This window comes from Nocardioides daejeonensis (assembly GCF_003194585.1).
Lineage (GTDB): Bacteria > Actinomycetota > Actinomycetes > Propionibacteriales > Nocardioidaceae > Nocardioides > Nocardioides daejeonensis.
In genome coordinates this window covers 1-16,636 of sequence record NZ_QHKZ01000013.1, presented here as the reverse complement: position 1 = coordinate 16,636, position 16,636 = coordinate 1, and the positions used below count along the sequence as shown (strand labels likewise).

Here is a 16,636-nt window from a genome sequence, read left to right as displayed (position 1 = left end):
CGCCCCGGCGCCTGGGTACCCAGCATCGGCGCGACCGCCTGATCCACCACCCAGGTCTGATCAGCCGCTAGGACACGAGACAGGCGCGCGACCTTCCGGGCCACCCACACCTCCCCCTGACCCGAACACAGCTGGCGCCACAGCAACGGCAACCTGTGGCGCAGATCCAACGCGTCGGCCAGCATGTTGATCGTCGCCATCAACCCCGCCGAACGCGCCAACGCAATCTCACCCAGGCACCACTCCTGCACCCGCGGCGTACCCGCCCCACCCAGACGCACCAGACACGGAGACGACCGACCCCGCCGAGGCTTACTCCTGCTGCCGGCGCCTATGCCGTTGTCACCGCCGGTGTCGTCGTTGTCGTTGCTGTGCAGATCAGCCCACTGCAACAACAGTTCCAACTCCCGCACCTCGGCAACCCGGCGTACGCGGACCCCGTCGGAGGTGGCGGTGAGGACCTCACCCGCAGACAACTCCACAACCGAATCACTCATCACACCCACCTCCCAAACACCGGCTCGACCTTGATGAACCCACTCTCCTCGCAGGGTCCGACATTGACGATGGGAACCGACCCGATCGTCGTGCCTCTGGGTCCGACTGTCGCCCTGCTGGGTTGACCATCATGGGAACAGGCCGGTGGTCGGGGCACCGCTCGCAGGCCGGGCGGACATGACCCAATAGGAGCCTGGCAAGCGCCTCATCAATGTCCGTCTGCCCACCCGGCTGGAGCCCACCTCCATCGAGTGGAAGGCAGATCCACGCCCAGCTGATCACCACACCGACGGTGATCCGCGAGAACCGCGACCTGTCCAGCGACAAGCGTCTGGTGGTGCTCGCCCGGATGCAGGTCCCGGCCAACCGGTCGAGCGATCGGTCCTGCTCGTGCTCAAGACCCTCGCGCAGCGCGCCAACGAACTGGCTCGCGAGCACGAGCGACTCGGCGCCGAGCTCGACGAGCTCGACACCGCCGCCAACCCAGGCCTGCGTGCTGCCTACGGCGTCGGACCCGACACGGCCGCACAGCTCCTGTTGACCGCTGGCGGCAACTCCCACCGGCTGCGCACCGAAGCAGCCTTCGCGGCGCTGTGTGGTGGGAGCGCGAGAAGGCGTCGAGGACCTGCGTCCGTTGCGGCAGTCCAAGAACATCACCCTGACCTCCGCAGCGAACCAGCACGGGTCTGGCCCACGACCATCAGCGAGCTCGAGCGCGGGATCCGACGGAACGACGCTCTGGCCCCCGACCTACCGCGACTGACTCACTGCCACATTGGGCAAAGTTCCCCGTTGAGGTAGGGAACTGAACGACCTGGCCAGATCATCTGAGTAGTGATGGACATCGACGCCGACTTCAGCGATTACGCCGCTTCGCGCTGGCACACTTTGGTGCGCACCGGCGTCCTGCTCGGGTGCAGCGTCACCGATGCCGAGGATCTCGCTCAGCAGACGTTGCTGCGTTGCTACCTGAAGTGGGCGAACGTCGAGCGGGCCGCCGACCGCGACGCCTATGTCGCTCGGGTGCAACTCAATCTGCTGCGCCAGAGCCGCCGGCGCCGTTGGTGGGGTGAACGCGCAAGCGATCGCCTGCCCGATCGACCGATGTCGGACACGACCGCACAGATTGATGACGCCGATGCGGTGGCTCGGGCACTCCGCCAGCTTCCCGATGCACAAAGACAATCCGTCGTTCTACGCCACTACCTCCACCTCACCGAGCAGCAGATCGCTCAGGCCACCGGGGTCGCTCGAGGCACCGTCAAGAGCCGCCTTTCACGGGCACTCGCGGCCCTCGCTGCTAACCCTGACCTAGCTGCGCTGCGGGAAGGACGCCCATGAACGACCAGATTCTTTCGGACCTCCTTGAGCGCTCCGTGAACAACGTCCCTGCCTCACAGGTGCCGATCTCCGACATCCTGCGGACGGGCAGCGCGATCAGGCGCCGCCGCCGCGGCGCTACCGTCCTCGTCGGCGCGGTCGTCCTCAGCGTCACTGCTGTCGGCGCTGTTGTTGCGGGCCAGAACGGCCAGCGTGACGCGCGAGTGGCCGATCAGATAACGACACCGCCAACGCCGCCGGCGGGCACCAAGTGGGTCGGCGTCGGGCGCGATGTCGTAGCAATTCCCAAGGAGTGGCCGGTCGTCCCCGGCGTCTACTGCCAGGGACCGAGCGAGCCGTACGCCACGATCACGCAGTGGCATGTGACCGTCGGCTGCACGCCGCTGCAAGACTCGAAGCAAGCGCGGGCCTCGGTCGACATTGAGGGCAACGCTTCCGGTGGCTTCACCACACAGCTGGATGGGGACGCAGGATCCGGTGGCCCGACTCAGCGCGCCCTCGACGCATCCAGGACGACACTGCCGGAAGGCTGGATCGCGATCCCTTCAGGCGAGCCCTACGGCAGGGCGGGCCTGCCATCAGTGACCAGTGAGGTTGCCGCGCTGCGGGCCGCCGGATTCGACGTCGTGCTCAAGCACGTCCCTGCTGACGTTCAGTGGCAGCGCGTCACAACCGAACCCGAGATCGGCACACCTGCACAAGCAGGAAGCACCGTGACCGTCTACGACCACGGCGCCGTCGCATCGTCATCGACACTGAAGGGTTCGCTCGAGTGGGTCGGTGGGCCAGCCCCTGGAAGCGCTGTGCCTCACCCCGGCATAATCCATGTCGTCAGTTCAGACGATTCCGTGGACGAGACCGCACAAGCCGACGCCGACGGCAGCTGGGATATCCGCCTTCCCCCCGGCCAGTACACCGTGCGTGCGACGTCACCCGGCTACCTCTCTGCCAGAGGCGTATCCGATGCCTGCTCCGCAATAGGGCCCGTCACTGTCCGAGCCGACCACGTGCTGAACGTCAAGGTCTATTGCCAGCTCCATTGAGCGAGAACTCGACACCCTGCAAGAACCCAGTCACCGCTTGACGGCCAAGAGGAGCCACCACTCCGCGAGTCTCGACAAAGGTCGGCAGGCGCCCAGGGCAGGTCAGTCGGTGTTCTCGCCGAAGGGGGCGGGGCGATCGAGCAAAGAGAGGAGGTAGCTGCCGTAGCCGCTCTTGAGAAGTGCCCGACCCTGAGCGGCGAGCTGCTCGTCGTCGATGAACCCCATCCGCCAGGCGACCTCCTCGGGCGCGCCGACCTTGAGCCCCTGGCGGCCCTCGAGGGTGCGGACGAAGTTGGCGGCATCGTTGAGCGAGTCGAAGGTGCCGGTGTCGAGCCACGCCGTACCGCGGGGCAGCACCTGCACGCTCAGCTTGCCCTCGTCGAGGTAGGTGCGGCTGAGGTCGAGGATCTCCAGCTCGCCGCGTTCCGACGGCTTCAGGGTCGCAGCCCGGTCCACCACGGTGGAGTCGTAGAAGTAGAGGCCGGGCACCGAGTAGTTGCTCTTCGGCCGCGCCGGCTTCTCCTCCAGCGAGATCACCCGGCGCTGGGCGTCGAACTCGACCACGCCGTACGCCGTGGGATCGGCCACCCAGTAGCCGAAGATGGCGGCGCCGTCGATGTCGGCGTACTGGCGCAGCCGGGTGCCCATGCCGCGACCATGGAAGAGGTTGTCGCCGAGGATCAGCGCGACGTTGTCGTCACCGATGTGGTCGGCGCCGATGAGGAAAGCCTGCGGGAGCCCGTCGGGTGCGGGTTGCACGGCATAGGTGATGGAGATGCCGAACTGCGACCCGTCACCGAGCAACCGGTGGAAGCCCTCCGCCTCATGCGGCGTGTTGATGATGAGCACGTCGCGGATCCCGGCCAGCATGAGCGTGCTGAGCGGGTAGTAGATCATCGGCTTGTCATAGACGGGGACCAGCTGCTTGCTGATCCCCTGCGTGATCGGATGCAGCCGCGAGCCGGTCCCCCCAGCCAGGATGATCCCTTTCATCGCCATGGTCAGCCAACGAGCGACCCCGGAGTTTGGATACGGCAGCCATCGGCGACCAGTAGGGTGCGACCCATGCGGCGGATCGTGGTCACCGGCGGTGCCGGCTTCATCGGTGCCAACTTCGTGCACCACCTCGTGCAACACACCGACGCCGAGGTGACGGTGCTCGACAAGCTCACCTACGCGGCCTCCCGCGAAGCCCTCGCCGGGCTGCCGGAGAGCCGCGTACGCCTGGTGGTCGGCGATGTTGCCGAGGCCGACGACGTTGAACCGCTCGTGGCGGCCTCCGATGCTGTCGTGCACTTCGCCGCCGAGTCCCACAACGACAACTCCCTCGACGATCCGTCGCCGTTCGTACGGACGAACCTGGTGGGCACCTTCACCCTGCTGGAGGCGGTCCGCCGGCATGGCGTGCGCTACCACCACGTCTCGACCGACGAGGTGTACGGCGACCTGCCGCTCGGCGACCCGGCGCGCTTCACCGAGGAGTCGCCCTACCTCCCGTCCTCGCCCTACTCGGCGTCGAAGGCGGGCTCCGACCACCTGGTGCGTGCCTGGGTGCGCAGCTTCGGCGTGGCCGCAACCCTGTCGAACTGCTCGAACAACTACGGCCCGTGGCAGCACGTGGAGAAGTTCATCCCGCGCCAGATCACCAACGTGCTCGACGGTGGTCGGCCGCGCCTCTACGGCGCCGGGCTCAACGTGCGCGACTGGATCCACGCCTCCGATCACTCCTCGGCGGTCCTGCGGATCCTCACCGAAGGACGCCTCGGTGAGACCTATCTGATCGGCGCGGACGGTGAGCGCAACAACCTCGAGGTGGTGCGGATGATCCTGGCACTGCTCGGACGCCCCGAGGACGACTTCGACCATGTCACGGACCGGGCCGGGCACGACCTGCGCTACGCCATCGACTCCACCAAACTGCGCAAGGAGCTGAGCTGGAGCCCTGCCTACGGCGACTTCGAAGCCGGGCTGGCCGCGACGATCGACTGGTACCGCGACCACGAGGCATGGTGGCGGCCGGCCAAGGCCACCACCGAGGCGGCGTACGCACGCAGGGGGCAGTGAACCCTGCGGCCAGCGATCAACGCCGAGTGAGCGAGGCCATCGCGGGACGCACGTCGACGACGTACACGATGGCGGCGATCGAGGCGGCGAGGTGGATCAGGTTCAGCGGTGAGGCTTGGATCAGCAGGATCTGCGCGGCCAGACCGATCCCGAGGATCGCCACCCAGGCGGGCTTCGACAGCTTGCCCGCGGCCTCGTAGTGCTGTGCCGACCAGAGCAGCGAGTTCACGAACGCGTAGGTCTTGAGCACGAGCGCGACGAGCAGCACGAGCAACAGCACGCTCGACTGGAAGGCAAGGATTCCGGACACGTCACCAGCGTAGACGGCCACAGCCAGCAACGCCGGAACGAGCACGAGCCCCGGACCAGACGGTCCGGGGCTCGTGACCTCAGAAGAGGCTCAGCTGAGCATCGTCTCTTCAGGCGTTGGCAGCCGGGGCCTGCGGCGCGGGCGTGCTCGCCACGGGCGCAGCGGGCGCGGCCTTGGCGGGGGCCTTCTTGGCCGGAGCCTTCTTCGCAGCCGTCTTCTTGGCAGCCGGAGCGGCCTTCTTGGTAGCGGCCTTCTTGGCCGCGGTTGCCTTCTTGGTCGCCGGCGCCTTCTTGGCGGTGCTCTTGGTGGCCGGGGCCTTCTTCGCGGCAGGCTTCTTCTTGGCGGCAGCCTTCTTCGGAGCCTCCACCTTGTACTCGCCCTTGCGGATCAGCTCGAAGGCCTTCTCGCCGCGCGCGACGAGCTCGGCGTAGGTCTCGGTGGCCTCGGCGATCGCGTCGTTCAGCGCCTTCTGAGCCTTGGCAGGCAGGGCCTTGGCGTCAGCCTGGAGCTCAGCGAGCTTGGACTCGAAGCCGGCCTGGGCGTCCTTGAACTTCGCCTGCGCGTCCTTGGCGTCGAAGCGAAGGTCCTTGACCTTGGCCTCGAACTTCGCCTGCGCGTCCTTGGCCTCGCCGGCGGCGTCCTTCGCGTAGGCCTGGGCCTTGTCGTTGAGGTTCTTGGCGTTGAAGCTCTTGGCGTCGAACTCGAAGGACTGCACGCGCTTCTGCACGTCGTTCACCAGGCCCTGCAGCTCGGTGGCGTACTGGACCGCGACGCCGACAGCCAGGTCGGTGGCACCGATGGTGGCGTAGAAGGGGCGGGTCGCTTCGGTCTTGATGTCGAACTTGGCCTTGGCCATGACGATCTCCTGGATCTATGTGGGCGGACGGCGGCTGCCGTTCCGGTTCAGGTGCTTCAGCTCTCCTCGGCCGACTCCTCGTCCCGGTTCAGCGCCAGGAAGGAGGAGTAGACGTCGAGCAGTGACTGCTTCTGGCGCTCCGTGAGCCCGGAGTCGTTCAGGATCGCCAACTCGACCGAGCCGCCCACGCCGTCCTCCGGAGAGAGGATGCCGGCGCGGATGTAGAGCTGCTCGGCGGAGATGCGCAACGCCTTGGCGATCTGTTGCAGCACGTCGGCTGAGGGCTTGCGCAGACCGCGTTCGATCTGGCTGAGGTAGGGGTTCGAGACGCCAGCCGCCTCGGAGAGCTGCCGCAGAGTCAGCTTGGACTGAACCCGCTGCTCCTTGAGGTAGTCGCCGAGTGACGTGACGGTCTTCCCGACCATGCCCTTTGCCATGCCTCCATTCTGCTAACAAAAGTTAGCAACTTGCAAGCAGGATGGCCTGTGAAGCCCATCACCCGGTCACGGCGGAGGTCGCGCGCACCTCACCGACCACGTGCTGCCCACCCAGCAGGTCGACCCGCGCGAGTGCTTGCAGAGCCGCGCTGTCCACGCCCGGATCCTCCAGGACGCCGGACCGCGCCAGGGCAGCAGCCAGGGCAACCGGTCGCGCCCGGTCCCCGCCGTCCTCGATCTTCACCACGAACGCTCGGCCGTCGGCTAGTGCCAGTACGTGACACGCTTCGGCCCCGAACTTCCCGATCGCGCCGGGCAACGCGGCCAGGAAGGCAAGCTCGTCGCGCCTGCTCCCCGAGACGTACTCGGGGAACTGGCGGATCGCTGCCGCCACCCGTCCCTCCGGGGTCAGGGCGTCGCTGACGGCAAGCGCGCGGAACGCCCGCGCCAGGCCGAGGGCCGACGTACCGAGAAGCGGAGCACCGCAGCCGTCGACCGCGTCGTGGCCCACCGGCCGCCCGGTGAGCTCGACGAAGGTGTCGCGGATCGCCCGCTGGAGCGGGTGCTGGGGCTGCAGGTATCCCGAGAGCGGCCAGTCGTTGACCACGCAGGTGGCCAGCATCGCCGCATGCTTGCCCGAGCAGTTCATGTGCACCTTGCTCGCCACGCCACCGGAGCGGACGAGCTCACGCTCCGCCTCGCGGTCCAACGGCCAGTCGGCCGGGTTGCCGAGCGCCATCTCACGCAGGCCGACGCTCGCAAGGATCTCGCGCACACCCTCGACATGGAACGGCTCCCCCGAGTGCGAGGCGGCGGCGAGCGCGAGCAGGTGCGACGGCAGGTCGAGCCCGGAGCGGACCATCGCCACAGCCTGCAGCGGCTTGTTGCACGAGCGCGGCAGCAGCACCGCGCCGGGATCGCCGACCGCCCAATCCAGCGCGCCTGCAGCGTCGGTGGCCACGACCGTGCCGTGATGGCGTCCTTCCACGATCCCGGACCTGACCAGCTCGACCACGACCTCATGACCCATGCCCCCATTCTCTCCCCGGACGCTGGCAGGATGTCCACGTGGCCGACTCCCTTCCGCAGCACTGCCCCAGCCCGCGCGAGCTCGACGACCTCGAGCTCCTCACCACCGGTGCGCTCCGGCCACTGATGGCGTTCAACGAGCCCGGCTCACCGGTCCGACTGAACCTGCCGATGGAGCTGCGGCAGGCCGAGAGGGTCGAGCTCGTCGACCCGGAGGGCCTGCCGCTGGCGCAGCTGCACGCGGACGGCTCGGTGACCTCGCTGACCCACGCCCAGTACGGCCCCTTCCGCCGCCTGCACCTCACCCCCGGCGAGGTGCGCGAGCGGCACCGGGGCGCCACCTTCGTGCCGGTCAGCGGCGCCCTCTCCATCGCAGACATCGAGGCACTGCAGGCGATCGACGGCGCACTGGTGCTGCTGGCACTCACCGGGGACGGGACCCCCGAGGGTCTGTCCGCGGTCGGACTGGTGCGTGCCACCCTCGCCGCGGCGGAGCTGCTCGACGACGCGACCGTCGTCGCCGTACCCCTGGCGTCACACCGCGACCCCGAGATCGACCACCTCCTCGGCGGCCAGGTCGTCTACAACTACGCCGCCGGCGACCGCGTGTTCGCGCTGCCCGACTCCGAGGACGACGAGTACCCCGAGGCGATCGCCGACATCCTCGACTTCGAGGCACCCAGCGCCGACCAGCGCGGCCTCGTCCTCTTCTTCACCGGGCTCTCCGGCAGTGGCAAGTCGACCCTCGCGCGGGCTCTGCAGGACAAGGTGCTGGAGCAGGGCCGGCGCACCGTGACGAGCCTCGACGGTGACGTCGTACGCCGCAACCTCAGCGCCGGGCTCACCTTCAGCAAGGCCGACCGCGAGACCAACATCCGGCGGATCGGATGGGTCGCCGCCGAGATCGCCCGGCACGGCGGCCTGGCCATCTGCTCACCGATCGCCCCCTTCGACGAGACTCGCCACCAGGTGCGCGAGTTCGTCGAGGCGGCCGGCGGGGAGTTCTTCCTGGTCCACGTCGCCACCCCGCTCGAGGAGTGCGAGCGCCGGGACCGCAAGGGCCTCTACGCGAAGGCCCGGGCCGGCGAGATCCCGGAGTTCACCGGCATCTCCTCCCCCTACGAGGAGCCGGAGGACGCCGCGGTTCGCGTAGACACGACGGGACGCACGATCGAGGACGCCCTCGACGACGTGCTCGCTGCCCTGCGCGAACGGGGACTCCTCAGTCTCTGACCCTCCTGAAAGGTTCCGTTCGGGATCGTTCGGACTGCCGCTCGGGTACGCCACCTGCCGTCGTCGTGACGACATCATCGTCTTGAGACAGACCAGGCAGGAGGACGCCGGTGCCGCGCCCGCTCGCACCGGAGCTGCCCTCCTCGAGCAGAAGGACGACCGACATGGGACTGCGCGACAAGATCGCCGCCAAGTTCGCCTCGATGGGCATCGACCACAGCGCCGCCCTCGCTCCGATCCTCGGAGCGGAGGACCCGGTGGTGGCGTGCGCCGGCGTGCTGCCGGCTGCCTACAAGCGCGGCGGTGGCACCGGCCCGCTCAACGGCACCCAGATCGCCATGAAGGCGATCGACGCAGCTGCCAACAAGGTCTCCGGCAACCGGCACACGGGCGGCGAGGAGGGCTCCGTCGCCGCCACCCTTCCCCGTGAGGGCGAGCTCGCCTACCTGGCGATGAGTGCACGCGGCCTCTCCCTGTGGGACTTCGGCATGAACGGCCAACAGACCCCACCCACGCTGATGGTGCGCATCGACGGCGAACAGGTCCGCTCAGTCGTCGACACCGGGAAGAAGGCGCAGGGCGGAGCAGCGGTGGTGCGCTTCACCTTCACCGACGACTCGTTCTTCGACTACCGGGTCATGCCCGGCAACGCCGCCTTCATCGAGGCAGCGGCCGCTCGCTGGCCGGCCTGACGCGTTCGAGCGCGACCCGGGCGCGCTCGAGCTCGGCTCTCCGGCCGTGACGTGTGGCCAAGGTGATCGCGGCGGTGTAGCGCTCGCGCGCCACCGCCGTATCACCCACGGCCGCCGCCAGGTCGCCCAGCGCCAGCGTGGCGTCCACCTCGGGAGACCCCCACCCGCTGTGGCGGGCCTCCGTCAACGCGGCCGTCAGCTCTCGCTCCGCCGCTGCGGTCTCACCCCGGCCGTGCAGCAGCTGCCCGCGGGTCACCCGGAGCAGTGCCAACGCCTCTCCGTGCTCATGGCGCGTGAGCTCCTCATGGGCCCGCTCGATCTCCGGCTGCGCGGCATCGAGGTCTCCGACCAGCACACAGTGCCTGGCCACCCATCCTCGAGAGATCGCCGCCAGACTGGCGAAGCCCATCTCCTCCAGCGACGCCACCGCGACCCGTCCCAGCCGCACCGCGCCGTGCAGGTCACCCAGCGCCTCGGCAAGCAGCGGGCGGTTGCTGCGCGCGATGGCGATCGCGATGTCATCGCCAGCGGCGTGCGCGTGGTGCTCGCACGCGTCGTACAGCTCGGCACTGATGCGTGGATGCCCGAGGAGCCGCAGGGTGTCGGCGAGGTTGCCCAGCGCCCGGCCGGTCGCCTGCTCCTGGCCGCGAGCCCGAGCAAGGCGGACCGCCCGCACATAGGAGCGGGCGGCGAGACGGTAGTGCCCGCGCTGCTTGTGGATGTTGCCGATCCCGTTGACCACCCGGGACGCCTCACTGTCGGAGAGGTCGTCGGGATCGTGGGCACGCTCCAGCTCGGCAAGTGCCTCGTCGAGCCGTCCCCGCATCTCCAGGCTGCGCGCCAGGAGCCGCCGTACCCCGTTGTCCGCCCCCTCCCGCAGGGCAAGCCGACACAGCCCGTCGGCCAGCGCCCACTGCCCGGTCACCTCGAAGTGATCCGCAAGAAGGAGCACGAGCGCGGCGGGCGCGCTCGGCTCGCCCCAGCCCGGTGCGGCCTCGGCCACCGCTACCAGCGAACCCTGCTCGGCCCGGATCCAGCCGACCTCCGGGTCGCCGGCCGGCGCATGCGCAGCCAGCTCGCGCACTGCTGCATCGACCAGCCGTCGGCACGCCGCGCGCTGGGCGGAGCGCGGATCGGTGACGACTCCGAGCTGAAGGGCGAAGTCGCGCACCAGGTCGTGGAGATGGTGCCGGCCCATTGGGTCGGTGCGCACCAGGTGCTCGGTGGTCAGCTCATCGAGATGGTCGGCTGCAACATCGTCGGGCACCCCGGCCAGCGCGGCCACCGCCCACTCGGTGAGGTCCGGACCAGGGTGGAGCGCAAGCGCCCGGAAGGTCGCCCGGCAGTCCGGGGAGAGGAGCTCGTAGCTGATCCGGAGTGCCGGGCGGAGTCGCTCGTCACGGGGCAGCGACTCCAGGCGGGCGGCATGGTCGTCCAGCGTCCAGTCAGGTTGTGCCCGAACGGACGCTCCGGCCACCGTGAGGTCCAACGCCATACGGCCGCATGCGCGGACGATACGTCGTACCGCGTCCGGGTCCTCCGTGCCGAGGTCCCGGCCCGCCGTCGACTCCAGCAGCCGGATCGCCGCGTCCTCGGCGAGCTCGGTGAGCACCACGGACGTCTGGCCCGGCGCCACCGCGCCGATCGTCCGGCGGCTGGTGACCAGCACCCGGGCGCGCGACGGCACCGGCAGCAGCGCGGCGAGGGCCGTCTCGTCGCGCACGTTGTCGAGGAGCACGACCGCCGGACCGGCAGCCAGCGTGGCCCAGAGGAGAGCGCGCCTGCCCGCGACATCGAGGGCGTCGTATGCCTGCGGCGTCGCGCCCACACCCTCCAGCAGCCTGGCCAGCACCACCGCCGGGTCCAGGGGCGGCCGTTCCGGGTCGAAGCCGCGTACGTCGACAGCCACCGTCCGGCAGGCCGGGCCGAACTCCTGGCGGCACAGCGCGAGCACATGGAGCGCCAGCTCGGTCTTGCCCACTCCGGCCAGACCGAGCAACGCTGTCACGGAGCCGGGCGGTCGAAGGGCGATCTCACGCACCAGATCGGAGCGACCGACCAGGGGACGACGCGGCCGGGGGTCGGAGGCCGCACCGGCACCCGGAGAGACCCCGTGCGCGCGGCCGTACGCCGACCGCCACACCTCGATGTCCGCCGTCGGCGCACCGAGCACCCGGACGAGATCGAGCACCAGCTCGCCGTCGAGCCGCCTGCGGCCGGGACGAAAGCAGTCGTAGACGGTGACCTTGCCGGGCCGACCTCCGCGAGCCGCGCCGGCACGCAGCTCACCCACCCGCACGGCGAGTGCGGCGTACGACGGGTTCCCGGCCCAGGCACGCAGCTCGACGAGGGCCGCCGCGAGGTCGTCGAGGGTCAGCACCCCGTCCGGACGAGGCGCCCGCTCAGCCCTGCTCACACCGGGAGCCTACTGGCGCTCAGGAGGTGCGCAGCACCTGCGGCACGACCTGCGCCAGGCCTTCCGGCGAGGGATCCTCCGCGATCACGGTCAGAGCGGCGAAACGTCCGCCGGCATCACCCAAGTAGGCCTCGAACCGCCGCACGGTGCCATCCTCGGCAATCCAGTAGCGAGACCGCGAGCTCTTCCTCTCTGCCTCGTCGGCCGGGCGCGGACCCTCCAGGACCACCACCGGTACGCCCGCGACCTCGTCCTCGCGCAGGAAGCGTGCGCTGCTCTGCTGCAGCAGCACCGGGTTCTCCGGGCGATCGGCACCGAGGCTCAACGCGAGCAGCAGGAAGATGTCCTGGGGCACGCCGGTCGACAGGGCGCGGGTCGCCCACGCATCGAGCGCGGGGACCGAATCGGCCGCGGGTGCGGTGCCGACCCGGACGAGATCCCAGACGATCAGCCGCTCCTCGGCGCCGGGAGTGCTCAGCACACCGTGCCCTCGTCCGTCCCGGAGACCCAGCGCGCCACGTACGGTCATCGACGGGTCGCCTGGCCAGGCCATCTCAACAGGGACGACGTCGCGCTGGTGGAGCCGGAACCGGCACAGCGCCAGCAACTCGGCCTCCGCTGCGCTGAGCGGCCGCGGCTTCTCGGCTGCGGGAGCCGAGTCGTCTTCGCCGCACGCCGTCAGAAGCAGGCCGGCGGCCGACGCAGCGAGGAACCCCCGACGGCTGATCAACACGCGTCCCACCTCGTTCTCCAACCCACATCTTCTGCAGACATTGCCAATTCCAGCGCCGCGGAAAGGTACCATCGCCGAGTAGAGCAGCCATTGCTCTCGCTCATTCCCGATGAGCACGAACTCCCTGAGGAAGTACCTTTCCGATGCCGAAACGTCGCCGCCGTCCCGGCGCCGCACTGGCGATTCTGATCGCCCTTTGCACCTTCCTTTCGGGTTGTGGCAAGGATGATCCGCAGAATGACCCCCAAACGGGGGTCAAGAAGGCCGAGGTCGTCCGGGTCCCGGCCGATGCCGCCACCATCTCGGCGGCCGTCGACCAGGTGGCCGAGGGGGGCCTGGTGCTCGTAGCTCCCGGCACCTACCGGGAGCAGGTACTGCTCGACGTACCCGATGTCACGCTGCGCGGCGAGGACCGCAACGGCGTGGTGATCACCGGCGAGGGCACCCGCACCGCGGGCGTGATCGCCATCGCCGACGGCGTGCGGATCGAGAACCTCTCCGTGACCGACAGCCTGCTCTACGGCGTCCTGGTCACCGGCACCCACGACGGCGACACAGTGCTGACGCCGGCTCAGACCGGCTACGACCAGTTCGATCCCGAGCGCTTCCCGCCGCTGCAGCGCTTCCGCGTCGATCATGTGACCGCCACCAACAACGGCCTCTACGGGATCTACGCCTTCAACACGCAGCACGGGGTGATCACCGACTCGTGGGCGTCGGGCTCGGCCGACAGCGGCTACTACGTCGGCCAGTGCCGCGACTGCGACATCGTCGTCTCCGGCAACGTCGCCTCCCGCAACGCCGTCGGCTTCGAGAATGCCAACGCCTCTGACTCGCTGACCATCGTCGGCAACCGGTTCAGCGACAACCGGGTCGGCCTCACTTTGACCTCCAACTACCAGGAGGCGTTCGTCCCGCAGCGCGCCAACGTGGTGATCGGCAACGTGATCAGCGACAACGCCGAGCCGCGCTCGCCGGCGCAGGCCGACGGCGGCTTCGGGATCGGCGTCGGCATCGCCGGCGGCCAGGACAACCTGCTGCGGCGCAACCGGATCACCGGCAACCCGACCGCAGCCGTGGTGCTGAACAGCTCCGAGGACGTGCCCTCCCTCCGCAACCGACTCGACCGGAACAGCTACGCGGGCAACGGCGTCGACCTCGCCAACGTCTCCCGTGCCGCCTATCCGGCTCGCGGCACCTGCCTGAGTGGCGCCGGTGTCGACGTACTGACACTCCTGCCGCAGGGCCTCGGCCTGCGCTGCACTACCGGCGCCGACCCCGCGACCGACCGTGTCCCAGGGCCCGCCGCACCCGAGGGACTCGCCTTCCTCGACGTGCCGAAGCCGGGCACGCTCCCGTCGCTCCCCCTCGATGCGACGATTCCCGCTCCCTTGCCGGCCACGATCCGGCATCCGGACCCGAAGCGGGCGACCGTGCCGCCGGCCGATCTACTGGCAGATCTCGGACGTGGCTGAGCCACGGCGCCTCGGCCGCCGACACCTGCTCGCCGGCGGCGCCGGGGCAGGCATCGGTGCCGGTGTCGGCTTCGCCCTCGGCCACAACGACAGCGCGCCGACGCACCGCGTCGCTACCGAACCGCCCGCGGAGGAACGGGTCGCCGTCCACGGCGCCACCCAAGCGGGCGTGGACCGCCCGCTGACCCCGGCCACGCAGCTGAGCTTCCAGGTCTGGCACACCTCCGGCGCCTTGGAGGCAGCAACATGGGCGCGGCTGCTCGGAACGCTCGGGGAACGCCTCACCACCCTGGTGGCCGCGAGTCCCACTGCGGCACGTCTCAGCATCCTGGTCGGGGTCGGCCCTCGGGCACTGGCGTCGGCCGGTCTCGACCCCGCACTGGCCAGTCTGCCGACGTTCCGCGGTAGCGCCGAGCTGCCACAGGCCAAGCGCACCGCCGACCTGGTGCTTGCTGCCGCCGCCGACCTGCCCGAGGCCGCCAACACGGCGATGGATGCGCTCAGGCCACTGCTGACCGAGCACGGTCTCGAGCGCTCCTGGAGTCAGCTCGCATTCCGCGCCAGAGGCACGGGAATGGTGACGCACAATCCACTCGGATTCCATGACGGAATCGTGCAGCCGGAGAAGAGGAACGGCATTCCGGAGAGAGTTTTCCTCAGCAGTGGAAAACTCGGTGGAGGAACGATCGGAGTCGTCCGCAGATTCGAGATCGACGTGCCGTCATTCGAAGCTCTGCCACTCGCCGAGCAAGAGGCGGTCTTCGGTCGCACCAAGGCGACAGGTGCCCCGCTCAGCGGCGGCAGCATCGCAACCGACGTCAACCTGACCGCCAAGACACCGCAGGGCGAATACCTGGTCCCGTCCGGCTCGCACGTCCGCGCAGCCCACCCCTCCTTCACCGCCAGTCCAGTGATGTTGCGACGCAGCTACGGCTTCCGGACCGCGACCGACGGGCCGCAGGATCGCGCCGGGCTGCTCTTCTGGAGCTTCCAGGACGACGTCGCGACCTTCGCGCGCACCCAGGAGCGGATGGATCGGGAAGACCGGCTGATGGAGTTCGCGCGGCCCAGCGCAGAGGCGGCGTTCGTCGTCCTGCCGGGCTTCACGCGGGGTCGTCCGCTCGGCACGGCACTCTTCGCCTGACCCGTAGGGACACAAGACGGCGGACCGCCCTCGGGGAGGGCGGCCCGCCGAGAGGTTCCTGCCTGTGGGGGCTGAACCTCGTGACGACGGTGCTCGGTCACCGTCGGCTCGGGTGAACCAGGGGACGGGCGCTGGCTGCGCCCGTCCCGAGGGTTCAGTTCACTCGCTTGGCAGTCACCACCAGGTTGTTGGTGTAGTGGAAGCTGCCACCGGGGTAGGTCACCTTGTCGGTGCAGGTGACCAGGACCAGCCGGCTGGCGCCGGTGGTCTTGAAGTAGCGCTTCGGAATGCCCGGTCCGTGATCGCGGGAGAACTTCGCCCGCGCGGTGACCTTGTAGCGGAAGGTCTTGCCACCGTTGGTGATGGTGACGATCTTCCCCTTCTTGAGGTCCTTGAGCTTCCAGAAGGCCATCGGGCGGTCGTGGTTGTCCGAAACGTGCGCGGCAACCACCGTCGTCCCGATCACATCACCCGGCTCCGCCGAGTTCTTGAGCCAGCCGATCATGTTCGCCCCGGAGGGGATGACCATCTGACCCTTGCTGATGCCCACCGGTCGCAGCCCCGCCTTCAGGCCGATCGTGCTGGCCGACAGACTGGCACCAGCACCCAGGCGAGCAGCCGGTCCAGCCTTGCGGACACCGGTCTCGATCTTCACCGGGCCGTAGCCGGCACGCTGCACCTTGGTGCTCTCGGACTTCAGGCCGCACTTGTGCGACGCCTGCTGCCCGTTCGATCCGCGCACCGACACCACCCAGGTGTAGACACCGGGCTTGCGCACGGTGACACCCGGCGTACGGCTCGTGCCGTTGCTGGCCGAGTAGCGCACGGTGCCGACCAGGTTGGCCGAGGTGCACATGTTGCTCGTCCGCTTGGCGACCGGGCCGTAGAGCTTGGCGACCACGTCGCCCTTGCCCTGCAGTCCACGGATCGTGACCGCGTCCTTGAGCACCACGGGCGCCATGGAGCCGTTGGCCTTGACCTTCGCAACGATCTTCTTCTGCGCCTTCGTGCTCAGGTCGATCGGCTTGGTCGGCGGCACGACCGGCTCCGGAGCGAACCCGAAGTCCAACGTGTCGTCCTTCGCACCATCGGTCGTGAGGTCACCGGACTTCGCCGACCCCGTGGAGGAGTCGGTCCCCGGCGTACCCTGCCCGGTCTTGGTCGGCACCAGGTCCTTCAACGCACCCGCCGAAGCAGACTCGTCGAGCGTCACCGTGTAGGACTGCCCCGCCGGCAGCACCGGCAGGTTGTCGAACGAGTAACGACCATCAGGACCCGTCGTGACCGGACCCACCGGCTTGCCGTTCACATCCGTGACCGGCTTGCCATCCGGACCCGTCAGCACCAGCACCACACCAGCGATAC

General features: G+C 69.2%; 15 protein-coding genes and 1 pseudogene. 7 read left to right on the top strand and 9 right to left on the bottom strand.

Annotated elements, in window-relative coordinates; translation table 11 throughout:
• A pseudogene (locus tag DNK54_RS20885) lies at positions 1-497 on the bottom strand (hypothetical protein); the annotation flags it as partial.
• A gap of 838 nt (positions 498-1,335) precedes the next feature.
• Between DNK54_RS20885 and DNK54_RS20880 the strand changes: the two are divergent.
• Together DNK54_RS20880 and DNK54_RS20875 are read left to right on the top strand one after the other, a co-directional pair.
• Positions 1,336-1,839 carry a SigE family RNA polymerase sigma factor gene (locus tag DNK54_RS20880; RefSeq protein WP_110208948.1) on the top strand — a complete coding sequence of 168 codons (504 nt, stop codon included), beginning with the start codon at positions 1,336-1,338 and terminating at the stop codon, positions 1,837-1,839.
• The gene (locus DNK54_RS20875) at positions 1,836-2,882 is read left to right on the top strand and encodes a carboxypeptidase-like regulatory domain-containing protein (protein WP_110208947.1); all 1,047 of its coding nucleotides are present in this window, start codon (positions 1,836-1,838) and stop codon (positions 2,880-2,882) included. Before DNK54_RS20880 ends, DNK54_RS20875 begins: the two co-directional genes overlap by 4 nt.
• A 102-nt stretch (positions 2,883-2,984) precedes the next feature.
• Here DNK54_RS20875 and rfbA read toward each other — a convergent pair whose 3' ends face one another.
• A complete protein-coding gene (gene rfbA, locus DNK54_RS20870; RefSeq protein WP_110208950.1) occupies positions 2,985-3,875 on the bottom strand; it encodes a glucose-1-phosphate thymidylyltransferase RfbA in 891 nt (296 codons plus the stop codon).
• Between the two features lie 72 nt (positions 3,876-3,947).
• Between rfbA and rfbB the strand changes: the two genes are divergently transcribed.
• Positions 3,948-4,946, top strand: coding sequence for a dTDP-glucose 4,6-dehydratase (rfbB, locus tag DNK54_RS20865; protein WP_110208946.1), 999 nt, complete (start codon positions 3,948-3,950; stop codon positions 4,944-4,946).
• 16 nt (positions 4,947-4,962) lie between these two features.
• Here rfbB and DNK54_RS20860 read toward each other — a convergent pair whose 3' ends face one another.
• From DNK54_RS20860 to DNK54_RS20845, 4 genes are all read right to left on the bottom strand, one after another.
• On the bottom strand, positions 4,963-5,256 hold the full coding sequence (locus DNK54_RS20860; RefSeq protein WP_162602586.1) for a DUF2516 family protein: 294 nt from the start codon (positions 5,254-5,256) through the stop codon (positions 4,963-4,965).
• A gap of 109 nt (positions 5,257-5,365) precedes the next feature.
• Positions 5,366-6,112 (bottom strand): histone, encoded by a 747-nt coding sequence (locus tag DNK54_RS21205; protein ID WP_162602585.1) that lies wholly within the window; start codon positions 6,110-6,112, stop codon positions 5,366-5,368.
• Positions 6,113-6,168: 56 nt separating this feature from the next.
• Positions 6,169-6,549, bottom strand: a complete 381-nt coding sequence (locus DNK54_RS20850) for a helix-turn-helix domain-containing protein (protein ID WP_110208944.1) — start codon at positions 6,547-6,549, stop codon at positions 6,169-6,171.
• A gap of 58 nt (positions 6,550-6,607) precedes the next feature.
• Positions 6,608-7,579 carry an asparaginase gene (locus DNK54_RS20845; RefSeq protein WP_110208943.1) on the bottom strand — a complete coding sequence of 324 codons (972 nt, stop codon included), beginning with the start codon at positions 7,577-7,579 and terminating at the stop codon, positions 6,608-6,610.
• A 38-nt stretch (positions 7,580-7,617) separates the two neighbouring features.
• Between DNK54_RS20845 and cysC the strand changes: the two genes are divergently transcribed.
• Together cysC and DNK54_RS20835 are read left to right on the top strand one after the other, a co-directional pair.
• On the top strand, positions 7,618-8,811 hold the full coding sequence (gene cysC / locus DNK54_RS20840; RefSeq protein WP_239460216.1) for an adenylyl-sulfate kinase: 1,194 nt from the start codon (positions 7,618-7,620) through the stop codon (positions 8,809-8,811).
• Between the two features lie 164 nt (positions 8,812-8,975).
• Complete coding sequence (locus DNK54_RS20835) at positions 8,976-9,503, top strand: hypothetical protein (protein WP_110208942.1); 528 nt, start codon at positions 8,976-8,978, stop codon at positions 9,501-9,503.
• On the opposite strand, the gene DNK54_RS20830 is transcribed toward DNK54_RS20835, so the two are convergent.
• Together DNK54_RS20830 and DNK54_RS20825 are read right to left on the bottom strand one after the other, a co-directional pair.
• Positions 9,469-11,919 (bottom strand): ATP-binding protein, encoded by a 2,451-nt coding sequence (locus tag DNK54_RS20830; RefSeq protein ID WP_162602584.1) that lies wholly within the window; start codon positions 11,917-11,919, stop codon positions 9,469-9,471. The two genes, DNK54_RS20835 and DNK54_RS20830, sit on opposite strands and share 35 nt — an antisense overlap.
• 19 nt (positions 11,920-11,938) lie before the next feature.
• Positions 11,939-12,652: a hypothetical protein gene (locus DNK54_RS20825; protein ID WP_110208940.1), complete on the bottom strand. Its 714-nt coding sequence runs from the start codon at positions 12,650-12,652 to the stop codon at positions 11,939-11,941.
• A 143-nt stretch (positions 12,653-12,795) separates the two neighbouring features.
• On the opposite strand from DNK54_RS20825, the gene DNK54_RS20820 reads away from it, so the two are divergent.
• Together DNK54_RS20820 and DNK54_RS20815 are read left to right on the top strand one after the other, a co-directional pair.
• Positions 12,796-14,127 (top strand): right-handed parallel beta-helix repeat-containing protein, encoded by a 1,332-nt coding sequence (locus tag DNK54_RS20820; protein WP_110208939.1) that lies wholly within the window; start codon positions 12,796-12,798, stop codon positions 14,125-14,127.
• Positions 14,120-15,271, top strand: a complete 1,152-nt coding sequence (locus DNK54_RS20815) for a Dyp-type peroxidase (RefSeq protein ID WP_162602583.1) — start codon at positions 14,120-14,122, stop codon at positions 15,269-15,271. Before DNK54_RS20820 ends, DNK54_RS20815 begins: the two co-directional genes overlap by 8 nt.
• Before the next feature lie 154 nt (positions 15,272-15,425).
• On the opposite strand, the gene DNK54_RS20810 is transcribed toward DNK54_RS20815, so the two are convergent.
• A partial coding sequence (locus tag DNK54_RS20810; protein ID WP_162602582.1) for a sortase domain-containing protein occupies positions 15,426-16,636 on the bottom strand: 1,211 nt, incomplete at its 5' end.